Source organism: Lentzea aerocolonigenes, assembly GCF_000974445.1.
GTDB lineage: Bacteria > Actinomycetota > Actinomycetes > Mycobacteriales > Pseudonocardiaceae > Lentzea > Lentzea aerocolonigenes.
In genome coordinates this window covers 19,180-36,125 of record NZ_BBOJ01000024.1, presented here as the reverse complement: position 1 = coordinate 36,125, position 16,946 = coordinate 19,180, and the positions used below count along the sequence as shown (strand labels likewise).

The 16,946-nt window shown below is 69.0% G+C and carries 11 protein-coding genes; 5 read left to right on the top strand and 6 right to left on the bottom strand.

Features of this window, described 5'->3' with window-relative positions:
* Positions 1-316: 316 nt before the first annotated feature.
* Positions 317-3,457 carry an ATP-dependent helicase gene (locus tag AOM45_RS38875; RefSeq protein WP_051784588.1) on the bottom strand — a complete coding sequence of 1,047 codons (3,141 nt, stop codon included), beginning with the start codon at positions 3,455-3,457 and terminating at the stop codon, positions 317-319.
* A 175-nt stretch (positions 3,458-3,632) separates the two neighbouring features.
* Between AOM45_RS38875 and AOM45_RS38870 the strand changes: the two genes are divergently transcribed.
* Entirely contained in the window at positions 3,633-4,580 is a 948-nt protein-coding gene (locus AOM45_RS38870; protein ID WP_030472711.1) for a chitinase, read from the top strand.
* Between the two features lie 42 nt (positions 4,581-4,622).
* On the opposite strand, the gene AOM45_RS38865 is transcribed toward AOM45_RS38870, so the two are convergent.
* Positions 4,623-6,737 carry a putative bifunctional diguanylate cyclase/phosphodiesterase gene (locus tag AOM45_RS38865; RefSeq protein ID WP_030472712.1) on the bottom strand — a complete coding sequence of 705 codons (2,115 nt, stop codon included), beginning with the start codon at positions 6,735-6,737 and terminating at the stop codon, positions 4,623-4,625.
* A 105-nt stretch (positions 6,738-6,842) separates the two neighbouring features.
* Positions 6,843-7,655 (bottom strand): SAM-dependent methyltransferase, encoded by an 813-nt coding sequence (locus AOM45_RS38860; RefSeq protein WP_030472713.1) that lies wholly within the window; start codon positions 7,653-7,655, stop codon positions 6,843-6,845.
* A 162-nt stretch (positions 7,656-7,817) separates the two neighbouring features.
* Between AOM45_RS38860 and AOM45_RS38855 the strand changes: the two genes are divergently transcribed.
* Together AOM45_RS38855 and AOM45_RS38850 are read left to right on the top strand one after the other, a co-directional pair.
* Entirely contained in the window at positions 7,818-9,128 is a 1,311-nt protein-coding gene (locus AOM45_RS38855; protein ID WP_030472714.1) for a cytochrome P450, read from the top strand.
* Positions 9,129-9,145: 17 nt separating this feature from the next.
* Positions 9,146-10,153 carry an alpha/beta hydrolase gene (locus AOM45_RS38850; protein ID WP_030472715.1) on the top strand — a complete coding sequence of 336 codons (1,008 nt, stop codon included), beginning with the start codon at positions 9,146-9,148 and terminating at the stop codon, positions 10,151-10,153.
* Here the strand turns inward: AOM45_RS38850 and AOM45_RS38845 are convergent.
* Positions 10,140-12,128 (bottom strand): putative bifunctional diguanylate cyclase/phosphodiesterase, encoded by a 1,989-nt coding sequence (locus AOM45_RS38845; RefSeq protein ID WP_236703988.1) that lies wholly within the window; start codon positions 12,126-12,128, stop codon positions 10,140-10,142. The genes AOM45_RS38850 and AOM45_RS38845 overlap by 14 nt on opposite strands.
* Positions 12,129-12,348: 220 nt before the next feature.
* The gene (locus AOM45_RS38840; protein ID WP_030472717.1) at positions 12,349-13,164 is read right to left on the bottom strand and encodes an SAM-dependent methyltransferase; all 816 of its coding nucleotides are present in this window, start codon (positions 13,162-13,164) and stop codon (positions 12,349-12,351) included.
* 343 nt (positions 13,165-13,507) lie between these two features.
* On the opposite strand from AOM45_RS38840, the gene AOM45_RS38835 reads away from it, so the two are divergent.
* Positions 13,508-13,750 carry a hypothetical protein gene (locus tag AOM45_RS38835; protein ID WP_156094348.1) on the top strand — a complete coding sequence of 81 codons (243 nt, stop codon included), beginning with the start codon at positions 13,508-13,510 and terminating at the stop codon, positions 13,748-13,750.
* Between the two features lie 37 nt (positions 13,751-13,787).
* Entirely contained in the window at positions 13,788-14,786 is a 999-nt protein-coding gene (locus AOM45_RS38830) for an alpha/beta hydrolase (protein ID WP_030472719.1), read from the top strand.
* Here the strand turns inward: AOM45_RS38830 and AOM45_RS38825 are convergent.
* On the bottom strand, positions 14,783-16,870 hold the full coding sequence (locus AOM45_RS38825) for a putative bifunctional diguanylate cyclase/phosphodiesterase (protein WP_030472720.1): 2,088 nt from the start codon (positions 16,868-16,870) through the stop codon (positions 14,783-14,785). The genes AOM45_RS38830 and AOM45_RS38825 overlap by 4 nt on opposite strands.
* Between the last annotated feature and the right edge of the window lie 76 nt (positions 16,871-16,946).

Here is a 16,946-nt window from a genome sequence, read left to right as displayed (position 1 = left end):
TTGGTGGTGGGGAGCGTGTGCGGGGTAGCGGCGCAGGGCCAGGTGCGGACGCAGGTGGCGAGGCGGGAACGGTTGAGGGCTCGGCCGCCGGTGGGACAGGAACCGCGGTAGCCGTCCGTGCACCCACCCGGCGCGCGCCGCTCCGACACCGCGCGCCGCTCGAACACCCCGGACCGCACTCCCCGCAAGTGGGCAGTCCGGTCAAGGGCGCTGTGCAACGTCACCGACACATCTTCCTACCTGCCTCACGGCCGGCCGCACCGCCCGGCCCGGTGTGTCCGGCGGCCGCTCGAACGAACGAAACGTGCAGGTCAACCTATTCACTCACCTGTCGCCCCGACGGGTGGACTGGGCAGGTCGTGCGGGCCGGGCAGCGGTCGCAGTCGGCGTTCTCCCGCGCCGTGTACTCCGGGCCGAGCACCGACTCGGCTGCGCCCTGCACCACTTCCAGCCAGGCTCGGACACCCTGTTCGTCCAGCGGGGCCTGGGTGCGTTCCACGGCTCCTGTCTTCTTGTCCTCCTTCGCCACGTACAGCAGGCGGGCGCCGCCGGGTTCGGTGCCCAGGCCGATGTGGGTGAAGCCGCCCAGCGACGTCGCCAGCTGGTAGACCGCGAGTTGGGGGTGTTCCTGCGAGGCGTCGCGGGACACCGGGCTCTTGCCGGTCTTGATGTCGATGACGACCGGGCGGCCGTCCTCGTCGTGTTCCAGGCGGTCGACGCGGCCGCGGACCTGCAGCCACGGGCCGCCGTCGCGTTTCGGGACCTCGACGACCATTTCCTCCTCGACGGCGACCTGGGTGAGCTGGCTGCGGCTCATGGTCAGCCAGGCGAGGAACGTGTCCAGCATGCGTTCGACGCGCAGGCGTTCGCGGCGGGAGAACCACGGCGCGCCCGCGTCGACGGCGGCCCACGCCTCGTCGAGCTTCACCCTCAGCTGGGCCGCGTCGGCACCGGATGCCGCGGCCTGTGCCAAGGCGTGGACCAGTGTGCCTGTCACCGAGGCGAGCTCGGCCGGGTCCTGGCCGCCGTGCCGTTCCACCACCCAGCGCAGCGGGCACTTCGTGATCACCTCGATGGTCGACGGCGTCACGCTGACCTTCTGCTCCTCCGTCCACAGTGGAGCGTCCACCGACACGTCTGCCAAGCCGTACCAGGACTCCGGGTGGGCTCCCGGCACGCCGGCCTCGGCCAGCCTGGCCAGCTGAACGGCTGCACGAGACCTGCGGTCAGGGTCCTCCGAGTCCGAGCACACGACGCGGCGGAGCTCACCGACGAGCTCGCCCAGCACCAGACCGCGCTGGGGCCGGTGCAGCTTCCGCTCGTCCTCGGCGGACGACTCGATCTCGTCGAGGAACCGGGACGGCTGCTCGTCCTCGCCCCGCACGGCGCTGATCAGCAGCTTCGAGCGCGCTCGCGAGGCCGCCACGAGCAGCAGCCGGCGTTCCTCCGCCAGGATCGGTGCCACCGCCGACACCGACGGTTCGAGACCGGCCAGCACGTCCACCATGCGTTCGACGCCCAGCACAGTGCCGCGCAGCCGCAGATCCGGCCAGCTGCCCTCCTGAACCCCTGGCACCGCAACGACTTCCCACTCGCGTCCGGCCGCCGAGTGCGCCGTCAGCACGGACACCGCCTCGCCCGTCGGGGCCGCGGCGGCCAGCGTGTCGCCGACGATCCGCTGCGACTCCAGGTAGTCCGCGAAGCCCGCGACGCCGGAACCCGGCAGCCGGTCGACGTACTTCGCCGCCGCCTCGAACAGCGCCACGATCGCGTCCAGATCGCGGTCCGCCTGCATCCCGGGCATGCCGCGCCGGGCCGACTGCGCCACCCAGCGGTCCTGGAGACCGGTGGCCGTCCACAGCTCCCACAGCACGACCTCGACGGACTTCCCCGCCTCGATCGCCTTGCGCGCCAACGACAGCAGGTGCGCGATCCGCCGTGCGGGCAGCGACTCCGCGTCCTCCAGCGCGGCCAGCCGGTCCGAGGTCTCCACGACCTCGACGAGCAGCTCGCCGCTCGGCCGATCGCCACCGGCGGCCATCTCCAGGCGTCGCAGACCACGCCGCAACCGCCGCAGCGCCAACGGATCCGCACCGCCGTACGACGACGACAGCAGCATCGCCGCCGTGTCCTCGTCCAACGAACCAGGCATCGCCGCGGCACGCACGAGAGCCAGCAGCGGGCGCACGGAAGGCTGCTGCGCCAACGGCAGCTCGTCCGACGGCACCGCCACCGGCACACCGGCGGCCAGCAGCGCGCGTTGCAGCACGGGCAACGACAACGTCGCCGACCGCACGATCACGGCCATCTGCGACCACGGCACCTCGTCGGCCAGGTGCGAGCGGCGCAGTTGGTCCGCCACCCACGCGGCCTCCTGCGCGGACGACGCGAGCAGCCGCACCTGCACGGACCCCTCGCCGTCGACCGGCAGCACCACACGAGCAGGCGAAGCACCGGGCAGCCGGGCCGCCAGCCGGGCAACCGCGTCACGGATCTCGGGCAGCATCCGGTGCGACTGCCGCAGCACGACCGTCTCACCGGGCACGTCCCGCAGGATCTCCGGATCGGCGCCGCGGAACGTGAAGATCGCCTGGTCGGGATCACCGGCCAGCACGAACCGCGCCGCCCCCGACCCGAGCGAGCTGATCAGCGAGTACTGCATCGGGTCGAGGTGCTGCGCGTCGTCCACCAGCAGGTACCGCACCCGCCGGCGTTCGGTGAACAGCAGCTCCTCGTCGTTCACGAACGCGGCGTAGGCGGAGGACACGAGCTCGGCGGCGTCGTACGCGGGCGCGTACGCCGTGGCGGAGTCCATGCCGGACAACAGGTTCACGGCCTCGTACTGCGCACCGAACCGGCCGGCGGCCACCCACTCGTCCCGCCCGTGCTCCTCACCGAGCTCGATCAGGTCTTCCGGCCCGAGACCGCGTTCGGCCGCCCGCAGCAGCAGATCCCGCAACTCGTGGGCGAACCCCGGCAGCTCCAGCGCCGGCCGCAACCGCTCCGGCCACTTCAAAGCGCCCAGTTCGACGTCACCGGCCAGCAGCTCGCGCACCATCGCGTCCTGGTCCGGGCCCGACAACAGCCGCGGGGGCGGCTCGCCGAGCAGCACCGCCTGGTTGCGCAGCACCGCGAACGCGTACGAGTGCACGGTCCGCACCAGTGGTTCGCGGACAGCGGACAACCGACCTGTCAGCAACCGCGTGATGTGCGCCCGCAGCGCCACCGACGCGCGCCGGTTCGCGGTGAGCACCAGCACGTTCTCCGGATCGGCCCCCTGTTCCAGCACGACGTGCGCGGCCAGCTCGGCCAGCAACGTCGTCTTGCCCGTGCCGGGACCTCCGAGAACGCGCAGGAAGCCGCCCTCGTGCGAGAAAACGCGCTGGGCAGCGTCGTCCCACCGGGGACGCGGGCGCGTCTCCGGCTTCCGGCGGACCAGCTGGGGTGCGAGTGCCACGTCCCGATTTCACCACGCTGCACCGACAAGATCAGCGATGCCCGCCGGACGGAGCAGTACCCGGTTTTCGACTACCTTCTTGACAGAGAGCGGTGGTCTAGTCCATTTTTGAAGACGTTGCAAGCCCCCTCACTGCCAGCTCCGCCGCCCTGGAACGAGCAGTCTTGGAGGACTGATGAAGCGGTTCCTGGTCGGCGCGGTCGCTGCCGCGTGCACGGCGATGCTCCTGCCCGCACAGGCACAGGCCGCGGTGAACCCCGTCCTCGCCGCGCCCTACCTCTACCAGTGGGGCAGCGTGCCCAGCGCCACGTCGGTCATGCAGCAGACGGGTATCAAGGCGTTCACCCTCGCGTTCATCCTCAGCGACGGCGGCTGCAACCCGAAGTGGGACGGCACTCGCTCGCTTACCGGGTCGGACAAGACGCTGATCAGCAACATCCGCGCGGCGGGCGGTGAGGCCACCCCGTCCATCGGCGGCTGGTCGGGCAACAAGCTCGGTCAGAAGTGCAGCTCGGCCACGGCGCTCGCGGGCGCCTACCAGAAGGTGATCGACGCGTACGGGCTCAAGGCGATCGACATCGACATCGAGGCCCAGGAGTTCGAGAACAACACGGTGCAGGACCGCGTGCTCGGCGCGTTGAAGATCATCAAGCAGAACAACGCGGGAGTGAAGGTCGTCATCACCATGCCGACCGAGAGCACCGGGCCCAACTCGTGGGGCAAACGCCTGGTCACCCGTGCCAAGGAACTCGGCGCACCGATCGACACGTTCGCGGTCATGCCGTTCGACTTCGGCACCGGCGGTGACATGTTCGCGAAGACCAAGAGCGCGGTCGACGGCCTGAAGAACCACGTCAAGGCCACGTTCGGGCTGTCGGACGACGCGGCGTACCGGCGCACCGGCCTGTCGTCGATGAACGGCAAGACCGACACCGGTGAGACCGTCACCCCGCAGAACTTCCGCGACATCGTGACGTGGGCGAACTCCAAGCACCTGTCCCGCGTCTCGTTCTGGGCGGTCAACCGGGACAAGGGCAACTGCGGAGCGATGAGCGACTCGTGCTCCGGCATCAGCCAGCAGACCTACGAATTCACCAAGGCGCTGGCGAAGTTCACCGGCTAGCAGACTCCTCCGGTGACCGGACGTGACCCCGACCCCGTCCGGTCACCGGGGCTCCAGCCTCTTCAGGAAGTCACCGGACGTCCCCGCCGTGCCGAAGTGGTCGCCGGTCGCGAAGTCGGCTCCCGCCTCGCGCCACCACTGCGCCTGCTCCGCGCTGCTGATCCCGTCGACCGCGACCGTGATGCCGGCCTCGCGCACCAACGGCAGCAACGCCGTCACGTAAGGAGATCGGCGCGCGACCAGACTGCGCGCCACCCGCACCGACCGGACCGGCAGCTCCGGCACGGACGCCGGATCCAGCGGTCCGAGCCCGAAGTCGTCGATCCCCACGTGCACGCCGAGCCCCGCGAGCACGGCGAGGTTGTCGGCGGCATCGGTCACCGGCAGCACCTCGGACGGCATGCTGATCGCCAGGTCCTGCACCGCCAGCCCGGTCTCCTCGAGCACTCCCACCACGCGTGACACGAGGTCCGCGTCGGTCGACTGGTGCGCGGTGAGCCGCACGACGAGCGACCGGTCGAACTGCCCGCGCTGCCGCCACCACGCCGACTGCCCGCTCGCGACGCGCAGCAGCCACTCGCCGAGCGGCAGGATCAACCCGGTGGCCTCGGCCAGCTCCGCGCAGCGGTCGTGCTCCAGCGGGCCGGTGTCCGGCCGGTCCCAGTGCAGGGCCGCCTCGACACCGGTGATCTCTCCGTCGGCCAGCCGCACGAGCGGGCGGTACCGCACGGTGATCTCGCCGTTCTCCCACGCGCCCGGCATCGTCACGGCCATCGCGTGGTCACGACGGTCCTCGGCGTCCTGCCCGGGGTGGAACACCTCCCACTGCCCGCGCCGGCGCACCTTGGCCCGGCGCAACGCCGTGTCCGCGGCGCGCAGCAGATCAACCGGTTCGGCGCCCACCGCCGGCCGGTGCACCACGCCCGCGCTCACCGACACCGCGAGCCCGTGACCGTCCACATAGGTCGGTTCGAGCAGCTCGTCGTTGATGCTCTTCATGATCGCGCCGATGCCCGGCGTGGTCGCCGTGTTCTCCACGAGCACGCCGAACTCGTCGCCGTCGAACCGGGCGATCATGGCCTTCTCGCCGGCCAGCACCACCCTGAGCCGCTGCGCGACGTGCTGCAGGAACCGCTCCGCGACCCGGCCACCGAAGCTGTTGCGCACCATGCCGAACGCGTCGAGGTCGAGGTGGAAGATCGTGACGCCGTGCTCGGGATCCGCGGTGCGCACCGCGATCTCCAGCTGCGTGGTGAAGAACTGCCGGTTCGGCAGTCCGGTCAGCACGTCGTGCAACGACTGCCGCTTGAGCTCGCTCTGCAGCAGCTCCAGCTCGGTGCCGTCCTCGATCGTGACGACGAAGTGGCTGGGCCCGTCGTCCGCGCCGCGCAGCAACGAGATCGTGAGCGAGAGCCGCGCGGGCTCCCCGTCCTCGCGCACCATCCGCTGCGACTGCCTGATCCGCTCGGCGCTGCCGTTGATCAGCTCCTTCATCGCTTTGCTCAGCATGTCGGCGAAGCCGGGCGCGATGAGGTCGAGCAGCGGCACGCCGATGAGCTCGTCCTGGGCGTATCCGAGGATGTCGCCCACCGCCGCGTTCGTCCTGAGCAGCCGTCCTTCGAGGTCGGCGATCAGCACGCCGTTGGTCGACGACGTCACGACCTCGTTGAACCGGGCCTCGCTCTCCTTGAGGTTCCAGTTCGCGTCGCGCACCGCCTTCAGCAACGACTTCTGCAGGCTTTCCTGCTGTGCCAGCACGGACTCGGTGTTGGCCTTGGTGAAGCCGCTCGCGAGCGCGCCGATCAGCAGCGCGATCCGTTCCGCGTACCGGCTGACGGGCCGGCACTCCGGCAGGGCGACCAGTCCTTTGCCCAGCACCTCCGCGGTGCAGCGCAGCCCGAGGTGCCCGAGGTACCCCAGGTTCGCCAGCTCCGCACCGGCCTGCTCCGCCGCGCTGGTGGCGAACGCCTCCTCGTGCAGCATCGCGCACAGCGCGTCCAGCCGGGTGCTCAGTTCCTCGTCGAGGAGGTCGCGCCCCATCGGGATGGCCACGGTCTCGAGCAGGCGGTACGACCACGTCCTGGCAAGCGTCAGCCGCGCCCTGGCGATGTCCTCGGGCGAGGGCGTGACATCTGAAATGCGGCTCGGGTTGACCATCTCAGGGCTGCCTCGCAATGGGCTCAGATGCTCGGCATCTTACCCACGGAGTGTTGGTTTCTTCTCGACCGGCAGTGTGAATCAACATCACTCGATCGGGATTCTCTATGGCTTGCGTGCGACTCCAGCGTACGCGAGTCGGTTGATCGCCGGATCAGTGGACATGTCCCCCGGTCCGGAGGGTCGCCATTCGGCGAATTTGACGAGTCCCGGTTCGACCAGTTCGAAATCACCGAAGAACGCGGCGATCTCGTCCCGGCTGCGCTCGACCGCCTGGTCACCGCCCGCCTTGTTGATGTTGGCGGCCGCGATCTTGACGGGCTCGTAGTCGTGGTCGTCGGCGAAGTGCGTGATCGCCAGGTAGCTCCCGCTGGGCAACGCCTCGCGGTAGTGCTTCAACAGCCCCCACGGATCGAACTCCGTCGGCACCCAGTGCAGCATCAGCAGCATCAGCACGCCGATCGGCTGGTCGAAGTCCAGCAGACGCGCTTCCGGGCTGTTCAGGATGCTGTCCGGATCCCTCAGGTCGGCCTGCAGCACGCGGACGCGGTCGTTGCCGGCGAGGATCAGTTCGCTGTGCGCGACGGCCACGGGATCGCGATCCACGTACACGACCCGGCACTCCGGAGCTGCCTCCTGGGCGACCTCGTGCACGTTGGCCACGGTGGGAATGCCGGAGCCGATGTCCAGGAACTGGCGTATGCCCTGGTCGACCATGAACCGCACCGCGCGGCCGAGAAACGCCCGGTTCACCCTGGCCGCACTGCGCGCGTGCGGCATCACGGCCTCCATCCGGTCACCCGCCAGGCGGTCGACCGCGAAGTTGTGCGCACCCCCGAGCATGTAGTCGTACAGCCTCGCCGCGCTCGGCACGGAGACGTCCACGCTCTGTGGAACCCAGCTCTTCTCGTCGGCCACGACGACCACCTCTTCAGGTTGCGGACGCACAAGCTTAGGCAGGCACGACGGGCCCGCGGCTGGTCCGCACGTGTGAACACACGCCACCCGATCGGGCACTGTCACTGTGGGCCGAATGACTCCTAGGGTTGACTTTCTCTTTCCACGTCGCGAGGAGCGATGATGTCTGTCCCGGTGGCGCCCGGCAGGCTGCCATTTCTCGGGCACACTCTGCCGATGTTGCGGAAAAGATTCCAATTCACCTCGAATTTACGCGCTCAAGGTGATCTGGTCGAAATCTATCTCGGGCCGATGCGCACGGTGTTCGTGGCGAGCCCCCAACTGATGCACCAGGTGCTGGTCACCGACGCGCCCAAGTTCCACAAAGGGCGGATGTTCGACAAGTTCCGGCCGTTCATGGGCAACGGGCTCGCGATGTCGAACGGACCCTTCCACCTGCGCCAGCGCCGGATGATGCAGCCGGCGTTCCACCGCGACCGGATCGCGGGCTACGCGAACACCATGATCCGCGCGACGCGGGAGTTGGTGGACGACTGGCGGCCCGGTGAGGTGCGGCGGATCGAAGAGGACATGCAGGGCCTCGCGATCACGATCGTCGGCGAGGCGCTGTTCTCGACCGAGATCGGCGAGCGCGCGATCGACGAGGCTCGCCGCTCGATCTCCACGATCGTCGAGAAGGGCATCGTGCGCGCGCTCTCACCGGGGTTCGTCGAGAAGCTGCCCATCCCGGCCAACCGCGAGTTCGACGCGGCGATCGCCCGGATGCGCGCGATCGTGCAGGAGGTCATCGCGAGCTGGCGGGCCGACGGCACCGATCACGGCGACCTGCTGTCGACGCTGATGCTGGCCAGGGACGAGGCCGGTGAACCGATGACCGACCAGCAGGTCTTCGACGAGGTCATCACCCTGCTGTCGGCCGGCATCGAGACCACCGCGCTGGCGCTGGCGTGGATCTTCCACGAGATCGCCGCCAATCCCGCGGTGGAGCAGCGGGTGCTGACCGAGATCGACGAGGTGCTGTCCGGGCGTCCGGTGACGTTCGACGACGTGCCGAAGCTGACCTACGTCGGCCAGGTCGCCACCGAGGTGCTGCGCAAGTACCCGCTCTGGCTCCTCATGCGGCGCGTCGTGGAGGACGTGGACCTGGGCGGCGTCCACCTGGCGCCCGGCACCGAGCTGATCATCAGCCCGCACGCCATGCACCACAACCCCCAGCACTACCCCGATCCCGAGCGCTTCGACCCGGACCGCTGGACTCCTGAACGCGCCCGGCAACTGCCCAAGGGAGCGTTCGTCCCGTTCGGCGGCGGGATCCACCAGTGCATCGGGAACCACTTCGCGCTGACCGAGATCGTCATCGCGGTGGCGACCGTCTGCTCGCGCTACCGGCTCGTCCCGGACCGGCCCGTGCGCACCAAGTTCACCAACGCCGTGTACCCCATCGACCTCCTGATGAAGGTCGTTCCCCGTTAGCCGGAGGTTGTTCTCCCATGCGTCTCCGTCGGCTCTGTGCCGTCGCTGTGCTCGCTTTGTTCGTCCCCGTGCCCGCTCCCGCGAACGCCGTCGAGACCACCTGCCAGGACGTCCAGACACCGGTGAGCTCCGGCCTCGCCCAGCAGACCATGTACGGCAAGCTGTGCGTCCCCCGGGGCGCGACCACGGTCCAGGTCCTCGTTCCCGGCGCCACCTACACCAGTGCGTACTGGGACATCCCGCTCGACCCCGAGGTCCGTTCGGTCCGGCTCGCGATGAACCACGCCGGCATCGCCACCATGGCGGTCGACCGGATCGGCACCGGCAGGAGCACCAGGCCGCTGAGCGCGCTCGTCACCGTGCCGAGCCAGGCCGACGCGGTGCACAAGGTGGTCCAGCGGATGCGCTCGCAGTTCCAGAAGGTGCTCATCGGCGGCCACTCCCTCGGCTCCGTGATCGCGATCGCCGAGGCCGCCACGTACCGCGACGTCGACGGGGTGCTCGTCACCGGGATGACCAACCAGTGGGACTACCTCAAGGCGTTGCCCGCGATCGCCGGCTCGATCCCGGTCACGCTCGACCCGCAGCTGAGCAAGCTCGGCCTGGATCCCGGTTACCTGACGACGGCACCGGGATCCCGCTACACCTCGTTCCACAAGCCGGGTGCGCTGAACCCGGCCGTCGTCGCCTACGACGAGTCCACAAAGGACGTTTTCGCGGCCGGTGAACTGGTCACGACGCCGCTGATGGTGAACCTCGTGATTCCGGCCAGTCGCGCCATCACCGTGCCGGTGATGAGCGTCCAGACGCCGTCCGACTACTTCTGCGGCACCCCGCCGCTCGGTTCCGACTGCTCGTCCTCCGAAGCGCTGGCAGCGTCCGAAAGGCCGTTCTACGCGCAGGCACCGCGAGTCGACGCGTTCGTCCTCACCGGCTACGGCCACTGCTTCAACTTCGCGCCCGACTCGACCCGCTACCACGACGCGGTCGTCGCGTGGCAGCGCCACGCCACTAGATCTTCTTGAGGAAGTCTCCCGCGTCCAGCGGAGCTCCGAGGTGGGCGCCGATCGCGAGGTCGGCGCCCTCTTCCGTCCACCACTTCGCCTGGTCCGCGGTCTCGACGCCGTCCACGCAGATCCGCACACCCGACTCGTGCACAGCCGGAACCAGCACGGCGAAGCGGGCGTCCTGACTCCTCGTCAGGTCCGGCGGCACCAGCACCGACCTCACCGGCAACTCGGAGAGCCACGCCAGATCCCGCGGGCCGAGCCCGAAGTCGTCGATCGCGGTCAGGACGCCGATGCGGTCGAGCACCGTGAAGTCGTCGGCCGCGTCGGCCATCGGCAGCGCCCTGCTGGGCATGCTGACCATCAGCCGGTCGGACGGGAGCCCTGTTTCCTCGAGCGCTCCCACCACGCGTGAGACCAGATCAGCGTCGGCCGACTGGTGCGCGGTGAGCCGCACGACGAGCGGCTGGTCGAACTGCCCGCGCTGCCGCCACCACGCCGACTGGCCCGCCGCGACCCGCAGCAACCACTCGCCGAGCGGCAGGATCAACCCGGTGGCCTCGGCCAGCTCCAGGCACACGTCGTGCTCCAGGGGGCCCGCACCCGGCCGATCCCAGTGCAGCACCGCCTCGACGCCGCCGATCTCACCGTCGCCGAGGCGCACGACCGGGCGGTACCGCACGACGATCTCGCCGTTCTCCCACGCACCCGGCATCTCCACGGCCACCGCGTCGTTCCGGCGGTCCTCGGCGTCCTGGCCGGCGTGGAACAGCTCCCACTGCCCGCGTCTGCCCTTCTTGGCCTTGCGCAGCACTCGTTCCGCGGCGCGCAGCACCTCGGACGGTTCCCAGTCTGGGTCCGGCCGGTGCACGACACCCGCGCTCACGGACGCCGCGAGTCCACGACCGTCCACATAGGCCGGTTCGAGCAGGTCGTCGTTGATGCTCTTCATGATCACGCCGATGCTCGGCGTGGCCGCCGCGTTCTCGATCAGGACGCCGAACTCGTCACCGCCGAGCCGGGCGATCATCGCTTTCTCGCCCGCCAGCAGAACTTCCAGCCGCTGGGTGACGTGCTGCAGCAACCGTTCGGCGACGCGGCCGTCGAAGCCGTTGCAGACCATGCCGAACGCGTCGAGGTCCAGGTGGAAGATCGTGACGCCGTGCTCGGAATCCGCGTTGCGCAGCGCGATCTCCAGCTGCGTGGTGAAGAACTGGCGATTCGGCAGACCGGTCAGCACGTCGTGCAACGACTGCCGCTTGAGCTCGCCCTGCAGCAACGCCAGTTCCGTGCCGTCCTCCACCACCACGACGAAGTGGGCAGGCGCGTCGTCGGCACCGCGCAGCAGCGACGCGGTCAGCGTCAGCTGCGCCACCTCACCGTCCTTGCGCACCATCCGCTGCGACTGGCTGACCCGCTCCACCGCACCGTCGACCAGTTCTGCCATCGCGTTGTGCAGCATCTCGGCGAAGCCGGGCGCGATGAGATCGAGCAGCGGCACCCCGACGAGCTCCTCCTGGGCGTACCCGAGGATGTCGCCGGTCGCCGCGTTGGTCCGCAGCAGTCTGCCTTCGAGGTCGACGATCAGCACGCCGTTGGTCGACGACGTGACCACCTCGTTGAACCGGGCCTCGCTCTCCCTGAGGTTCCAGTTCGCGTCGCGCACCGCCTTCAGCAACGACCGCTGCATGACCTCCTGCTGCGTGAGCACCGACTCGGTGTTCGCGGCGGTGAAACCGGCACCGAGTGCGCCCATCGCGAGCACGACCCGTTCCGCGTACCGCTCGACGGGCTGGAACTCCGGCAGCGCGAGCAACCCCTTGCCGAGCACCTCCGCGGTGCACTTCAGGCCGTCCCGGCCGAGGTGCCCGAGGCGCGCGAGATCCGCGCCGGCCTGTTCGACGACCGCGGTGGTGAACGGTTCCTCGTGCAGCATCGCGCACAACGCGTCGAGCCGACCGCTCAGTTCCACGTCGAGATCTTTGCTGCCCATCGGAATCGCGACCGTGCTGAGCAGCCGATATGACCAAGTGCGAGCAAGCGTCAGCCGTGCCCGGGCATTGTCATCGGGCGGTGGCGACGCGTCTGGTATTCGACTCGGGTTGGGCATTGACTCTGCCTCGCAGTGGGCTCAGATGCCCGGCATCTTACTCACGCACCGTCGAACTCCGGTGGACCGAGAGTGTGAATCAATATCACTCGATGGAGATTTCCTATGGCTTGCGTCCGACGGATCCATAGGCGATCTCGTTCACCGTGGGATCATCGGATATGTCGCCCGGACCGGAGGAGCGCCATTCCGCGTACCTGACGAGTCCCGGCTCGACCAGCTCGAATTCACCGAAGAACGCCGCGATCTCGTCCTTGCCGCGTTCGATCGCCTGCTCCCCGCCGACCTGGCTCAGCCTGGTGGCCGCGGCCCTGACGCCCTCGTTGTCGTGGTCGTTCGCGAGGTGGGTGATCGCCAGGTAGCTCCCGCTGGGCAGGGCCTCGCGGTAGTGCTTCATCAGGCCCCACGGATCGTCCTCGGTCGGCACCCAGTGGACCATGAACAGCATCAGCAGACCGATCGGCTGGTCGAAGTCGAGCAGCCGGCCCACCTCTCCGGCGTTCAGGATGCTGTCCGGGTCGCGCATGTCGGCCTGGAGCACGGCGGCCCGGTCGTTACCAGCGAGAATCAGTTCACTGTGGGCGACGGCGACCGGGTCGCGATCGACGTACACGACGCGGCACTCGGGGGCCACGGCCTGCGCGACCTCGTGGACGTTGGCCACCGTCGGGATGCCGGAACCGATGTCCAGGAACTGCCGCACCCCCGCGTCGACCATGAACCTCACCGCGCGGCCGAGGAACTTCCGGTTGATCCTGGCGGCGCTGCGCGCGTGCGGCATCAGGTGCTCGATCTTCGCGCCCATCTGGCGGTCCACCGCGAAGTTGTGCGCTCCGCCCAGCATGTAGTCGTACAGCCTCGCCGGACTCGGCACGGAGACGTCAACGCTCTGCGGAACCCAGTTCCGATCATCCGTCACGGCGTCCACCTCTTCGGGTTTGCGGACGCACAAGCTTAGGCAGGCACGAAGCTCACGACATTACGCCGCCGGTGTGAACGCAGGCCACCCGATCGGGCACTGTCACTCTCACCCGAATGACTCCTATGGTGGTCCATCACTTTCCACGTCGCGAGGAGCGATGATGTCCGTCCCGGCGGCATCCGGCAGGCTGCCATTTCCCGGGAACACCTTGCCAATGCTATGGAAAAGATTCGAGTCCACCTCGAATTCACAGCGTCAGGGTGATCTGGCTGAAGTACGTCCGGGCCCGGTGCGAACGTTTTTCGTGACGATTCCGCAGCTGATGCACCACAAAGGGCGGATGTTCGACAGATTCCGCCTGTTCACCGGCAACGGGCTCGATCCCGCCGACCACGGCGACCTGCTCTCGACGGTGCGTCCGGACGGCGCGCGCCTGGCCTCCGGCACCGAGGTGACCCTCAGCCCGCACGCGCCGCACCACGACCGCGCGAACCACCGGAACCCCGACGCGTCCGGCAGCTGGTCCCCGTCCGGCCGGTGCGCACCAAGTTCACCAACGCCGTCCACCCCGTCGGCCTCGTGATGAAGGCCGTTCCCCGTTAGTTGGAGGTTGTTCCCCGATGCGTCTCCGTCGGCTCTGTGCCGCCGCATTGCTCGCATTGTTCGTCCCCGTGCCCGCTCCCGCGAACGCGGTCGAGACCAGCTGCCAGGACGTGTACACCCCGGTGGCCTTCGGGCTCACCCAGCAGACCATGTACGGAAGCCTGTGCGTACCGCAGGGCGCGACGACGGTGCAGGTCCTGGTCCCCGGTGGGACGTACACGACCGCGTACTGGGACATCCCGGTCGAGCCCGAGGTCCGCTCGGTGCGGCAGGCGATGAACCACGCCGGCATCGCCACCATGACGGTGGACCGGATCGGTTCGGGCAGGAGCAGCAAACCGCTGAGCGCGCTGATCAACACCCCGAACCAGGCCCAAGCGGTGCACCAGGTGATCCAGAACCTGCGCCCGCAGTTCCAGAAGGTGCTCGTCGGCGGCCACTCCATCGGCTCCGCGGTCGCACTCGCGGAGGCGGGCACCTACCACGACGTCGACGGCGTGCTGACCACTGGCATGGCCGACCAGTGGGACTACACCAGAGTGGTGCCCGCGCTCACCGGCCTGATCCCGGTCACGCTCGACCCGAAGCTGAGCAGGCTGGGTCTGGACCCGGGCTACCTGACCACGGCACCGGGCGGCCGCTACGACACGTTCCACAAGCCCGGTCCGCTGAACCAGGCGGTGATCGACTACGAAGAGTCCACAAAGGACGCGTTCTCGTCCAACGAGTCCGTCACCGCCATCCTCATGAACAACATCGTGATCCCCTCCAGCCGCAGCATCACCGCGCCGGTGATGTCGGTGCAGTCCAGCGCGGACTACTTCTGCGGCACCCCGCCGCTCGGCGCCGACTGCTCGTCCTCGGCCGCACTGGCAGCGTCCGAGAGGCCGTTCTTCCCGAACGCTCCGCGGTTCGACGCGTTCGTCCTCAACGGTTACGGGCACTGCTTCAACTTCGCGGCCCAGGACGCGGACGCCTACCACGCGGCGGTCATCGCGTGGCAGCGCAGCATCTAGCCCTGGAGCTTCTTGAGCAGGTCGCCCGCGGCTTCGGGCGCACCGAAGTGGGCGCCGATCGCGAGGTCGGCGCCCGCTTCCGTCCACCACTTCGCCTGCTCCGCGGTCTCGACGCCGTCGACGCATAGGTTCACGCCCAGGTCGTGCACGGCCTTGACCAGCGTGGCGGAGCGCGGATCCTGACGCTGCACCAGGTCCTTCGGCACGCACACCGACGCGATCGGCAGCTCCGAGAGCCACGCCAGGTCACGCGGCCCGAGGCCGAAGTCGTCGAGTGCGATCCGGATGCCGGTGTCCGCCAGCGTGCTCAGGTTCTCCGCCGCGCCGGCCACGCTCAGCACGCCGACCGGCATGGTCAGCGTCAGCAGCTCGGGCGGCATTCCGGTCTCCTCCAGCACCTTCGCCACGCGTGACACCAGGTCCGCGTCGGTCGCCTGGTGCCGGGTGAGCCGGACGCCGAACTGCGCGTCGAGCTCACCGCGCTGCCGCCACCACTGCGCCTGGCCGGTCGCGATCCTGATCAGCCACTCGCCCATCGGCAGGATGAGTCCTGTCTGGTCGGCGAGCTCGGCGCACCGGTCGGAGAGGTCCCAGTGCAGCACGGCCTCGACGCCGGCGAGCTCACCGGTCGCGAGGACGCGGACGGGCTGGTAGCAGACGCCGATGTCGCCCTGCTCCCACGCGCCGGGCATCACGACGGCCAGCGCGTGGTCGCGCCTGCGTTCGGTGTCCTGGTTGCTGTGGAACAACTCCCACTGGCCGCGCTGGTCCTTCTTGGCCTGCCGCAACGCGAGGTCCGCCATGCGCATCAGTTCGGTGGGCTCGACGTCGGGTGACGGCCGGTGGACCACGCCCGCGCTCACCGAGACGGCGAGCCCGTGTTCGTCCACGAAGATCGGTTCGGCCAGGTCGGTGTTGATCGCGGCCATGATCGTCGCGATGTCCGGTGTCGCTTCGGTGTTCTCCACGACGATGCCGAACTCGTCGCCGTCGAATCGCGCGACCATCGCCTGCTCGTGGGACATCAACGCCCGCAGCCGGCGCGCGACGTGCTGCAGCAGCTTGTCGCCGACGCGGCCGCCGAGGCTGTTGCACACCAGGCCGAACGCGTCGAGGTCCAGGTGGAACACGGTCACGCCGAACTCCGGGTCGGCGCGGCGCAGCACGGTTTCCAGGTGCGTGGTGAAGAACTGCCGGTTCGGCAGGCCCGTCAGCACGTCGTGCAGCGACTGCCTGCGCAGTTCTCCTTGCAGCAGCGCGAGTTCCGTGGCGTCGTCGGCGACCACGAGCACGTGGCTCGGCTTGTCGTCGCCGTCGCGCAGCAGTGACGCGGTCAGCGTCACCTTGGCCAGATCGTCCTCGCCGCGCAGCAACTGGATCGGCTCGCGCTCGAACTCGTCGCGTTCGGCGAGAACCTTCTCCATCATCTCGCGGAACGCCACGACCGAGTTCGGCGCGATGAGCTCCATGAGCCGGACACCTGGCTCGGGCCGGCCGCCGATGATCTCGCCGATCGCCTCGTTCGCCCACACGATCCTGCCGTCGAGGCCGACGATCAGGATGCCGTTCGTCGACGAGATCGCGATGCCCGCGAACTTGGCCTCGCTCTGCCGCTGGTCCCACTGCGCGTCACGAGCGGCCTTGAGCAACGAGCGCTGCATGCTCTCCTGCTGGTCCAGGATCGAGCGGCCGCGGGCCAGCGAGAACCCTGCGGCGAGCGCGCCGAGGCCACCGACGACGCGCACCGGGAAGTGCTCGATCTCCTGGAACTCCTCCAGCGCGAGCAGGCCCTTGCCCAGCACGTCGACGGTGCGCCGGAGGCCGGGCTCGTTGACGTAGCCGAGAGCGACGAGTCGCTCGCCCACCTCCTCGAACGGAGCAGGGTCGAACGGCTCGCTGTGCAGCGCCGCGCACAACGCGTCGAGCTGGCCGCCCAGTTCGGCGTCCAGCTCGTCTCTGCTCAGCGCGACGACGATGACGCTGCTGAGCAGGTAGCTCCACTTGCGCGACAAGGCTTCCCGCGCGCGGACGGCGGCGTGGTCCGGTGGTGGAGCGGCATCGGGTCTTCGGCTCGGATTCGTCATTCCCGTTGCCCTGTATGGGTTGGAGAGTGTCCGGCAGTTTACCTACCGGTAGTCGACGCACGCTGCGCCGACAGTG

Coding starts and splice junctions, on each gene's coding strand:
- AOM45_RS38835 (WP_156094348.1), top strand. CDS start 13,508: ATGTTCGACAGATTCCGCCTGTTCACCGGCAACGGGCTCGATCCCGCC.
- AOM45_RS38855 (WP_030472714.1), top strand. CDS start 7,818: ATGTCTGTCCCGGTGGCGCCCGGCAGGCTGCCATTTCTCGGGCACACT.
- AOM45_RS38870 (WP_030472711.1), top strand. CDS start 3,633: ATGAAGCGGTTCCTGGTCGGCGCGGTCGCTGCCGCGTGCACGGCGATG.
- AOM45_RS38865 (WP_030472712.1), bottom strand. CDS start 6,737: ATGGTCAACCCGAGCCGCATTTCAGATGTCACGCCCTCGCCCGAGGAC.
- AOM45_RS38845 (WP_236703988.1), bottom strand. CDS start 12,128: ATGGGCAGCAAAGATCTCGACGTGGAACTGAGCGGTCGGCTCGACGCG.
- AOM45_RS38850 (WP_030472715.1), top strand. CDS start 9,146: ATGCGTCTCCGTCGGCTCTGTGCCGTCGCTGTGCTCGCTTTGTTCGTC.
- AOM45_RS38830 (WP_030472719.1), top strand. CDS start 13,788: ATGCGTCTCCGTCGGCTCTGTGCCGCCGCATTGCTCGCATTGTTCGTC.
- AOM45_RS38825 (WP_030472720.1), bottom strand. CDS start 16,870: ATGACGAATCCGAGCCGAAGACCCGATGCCGCTCCACCACCGGACCAC.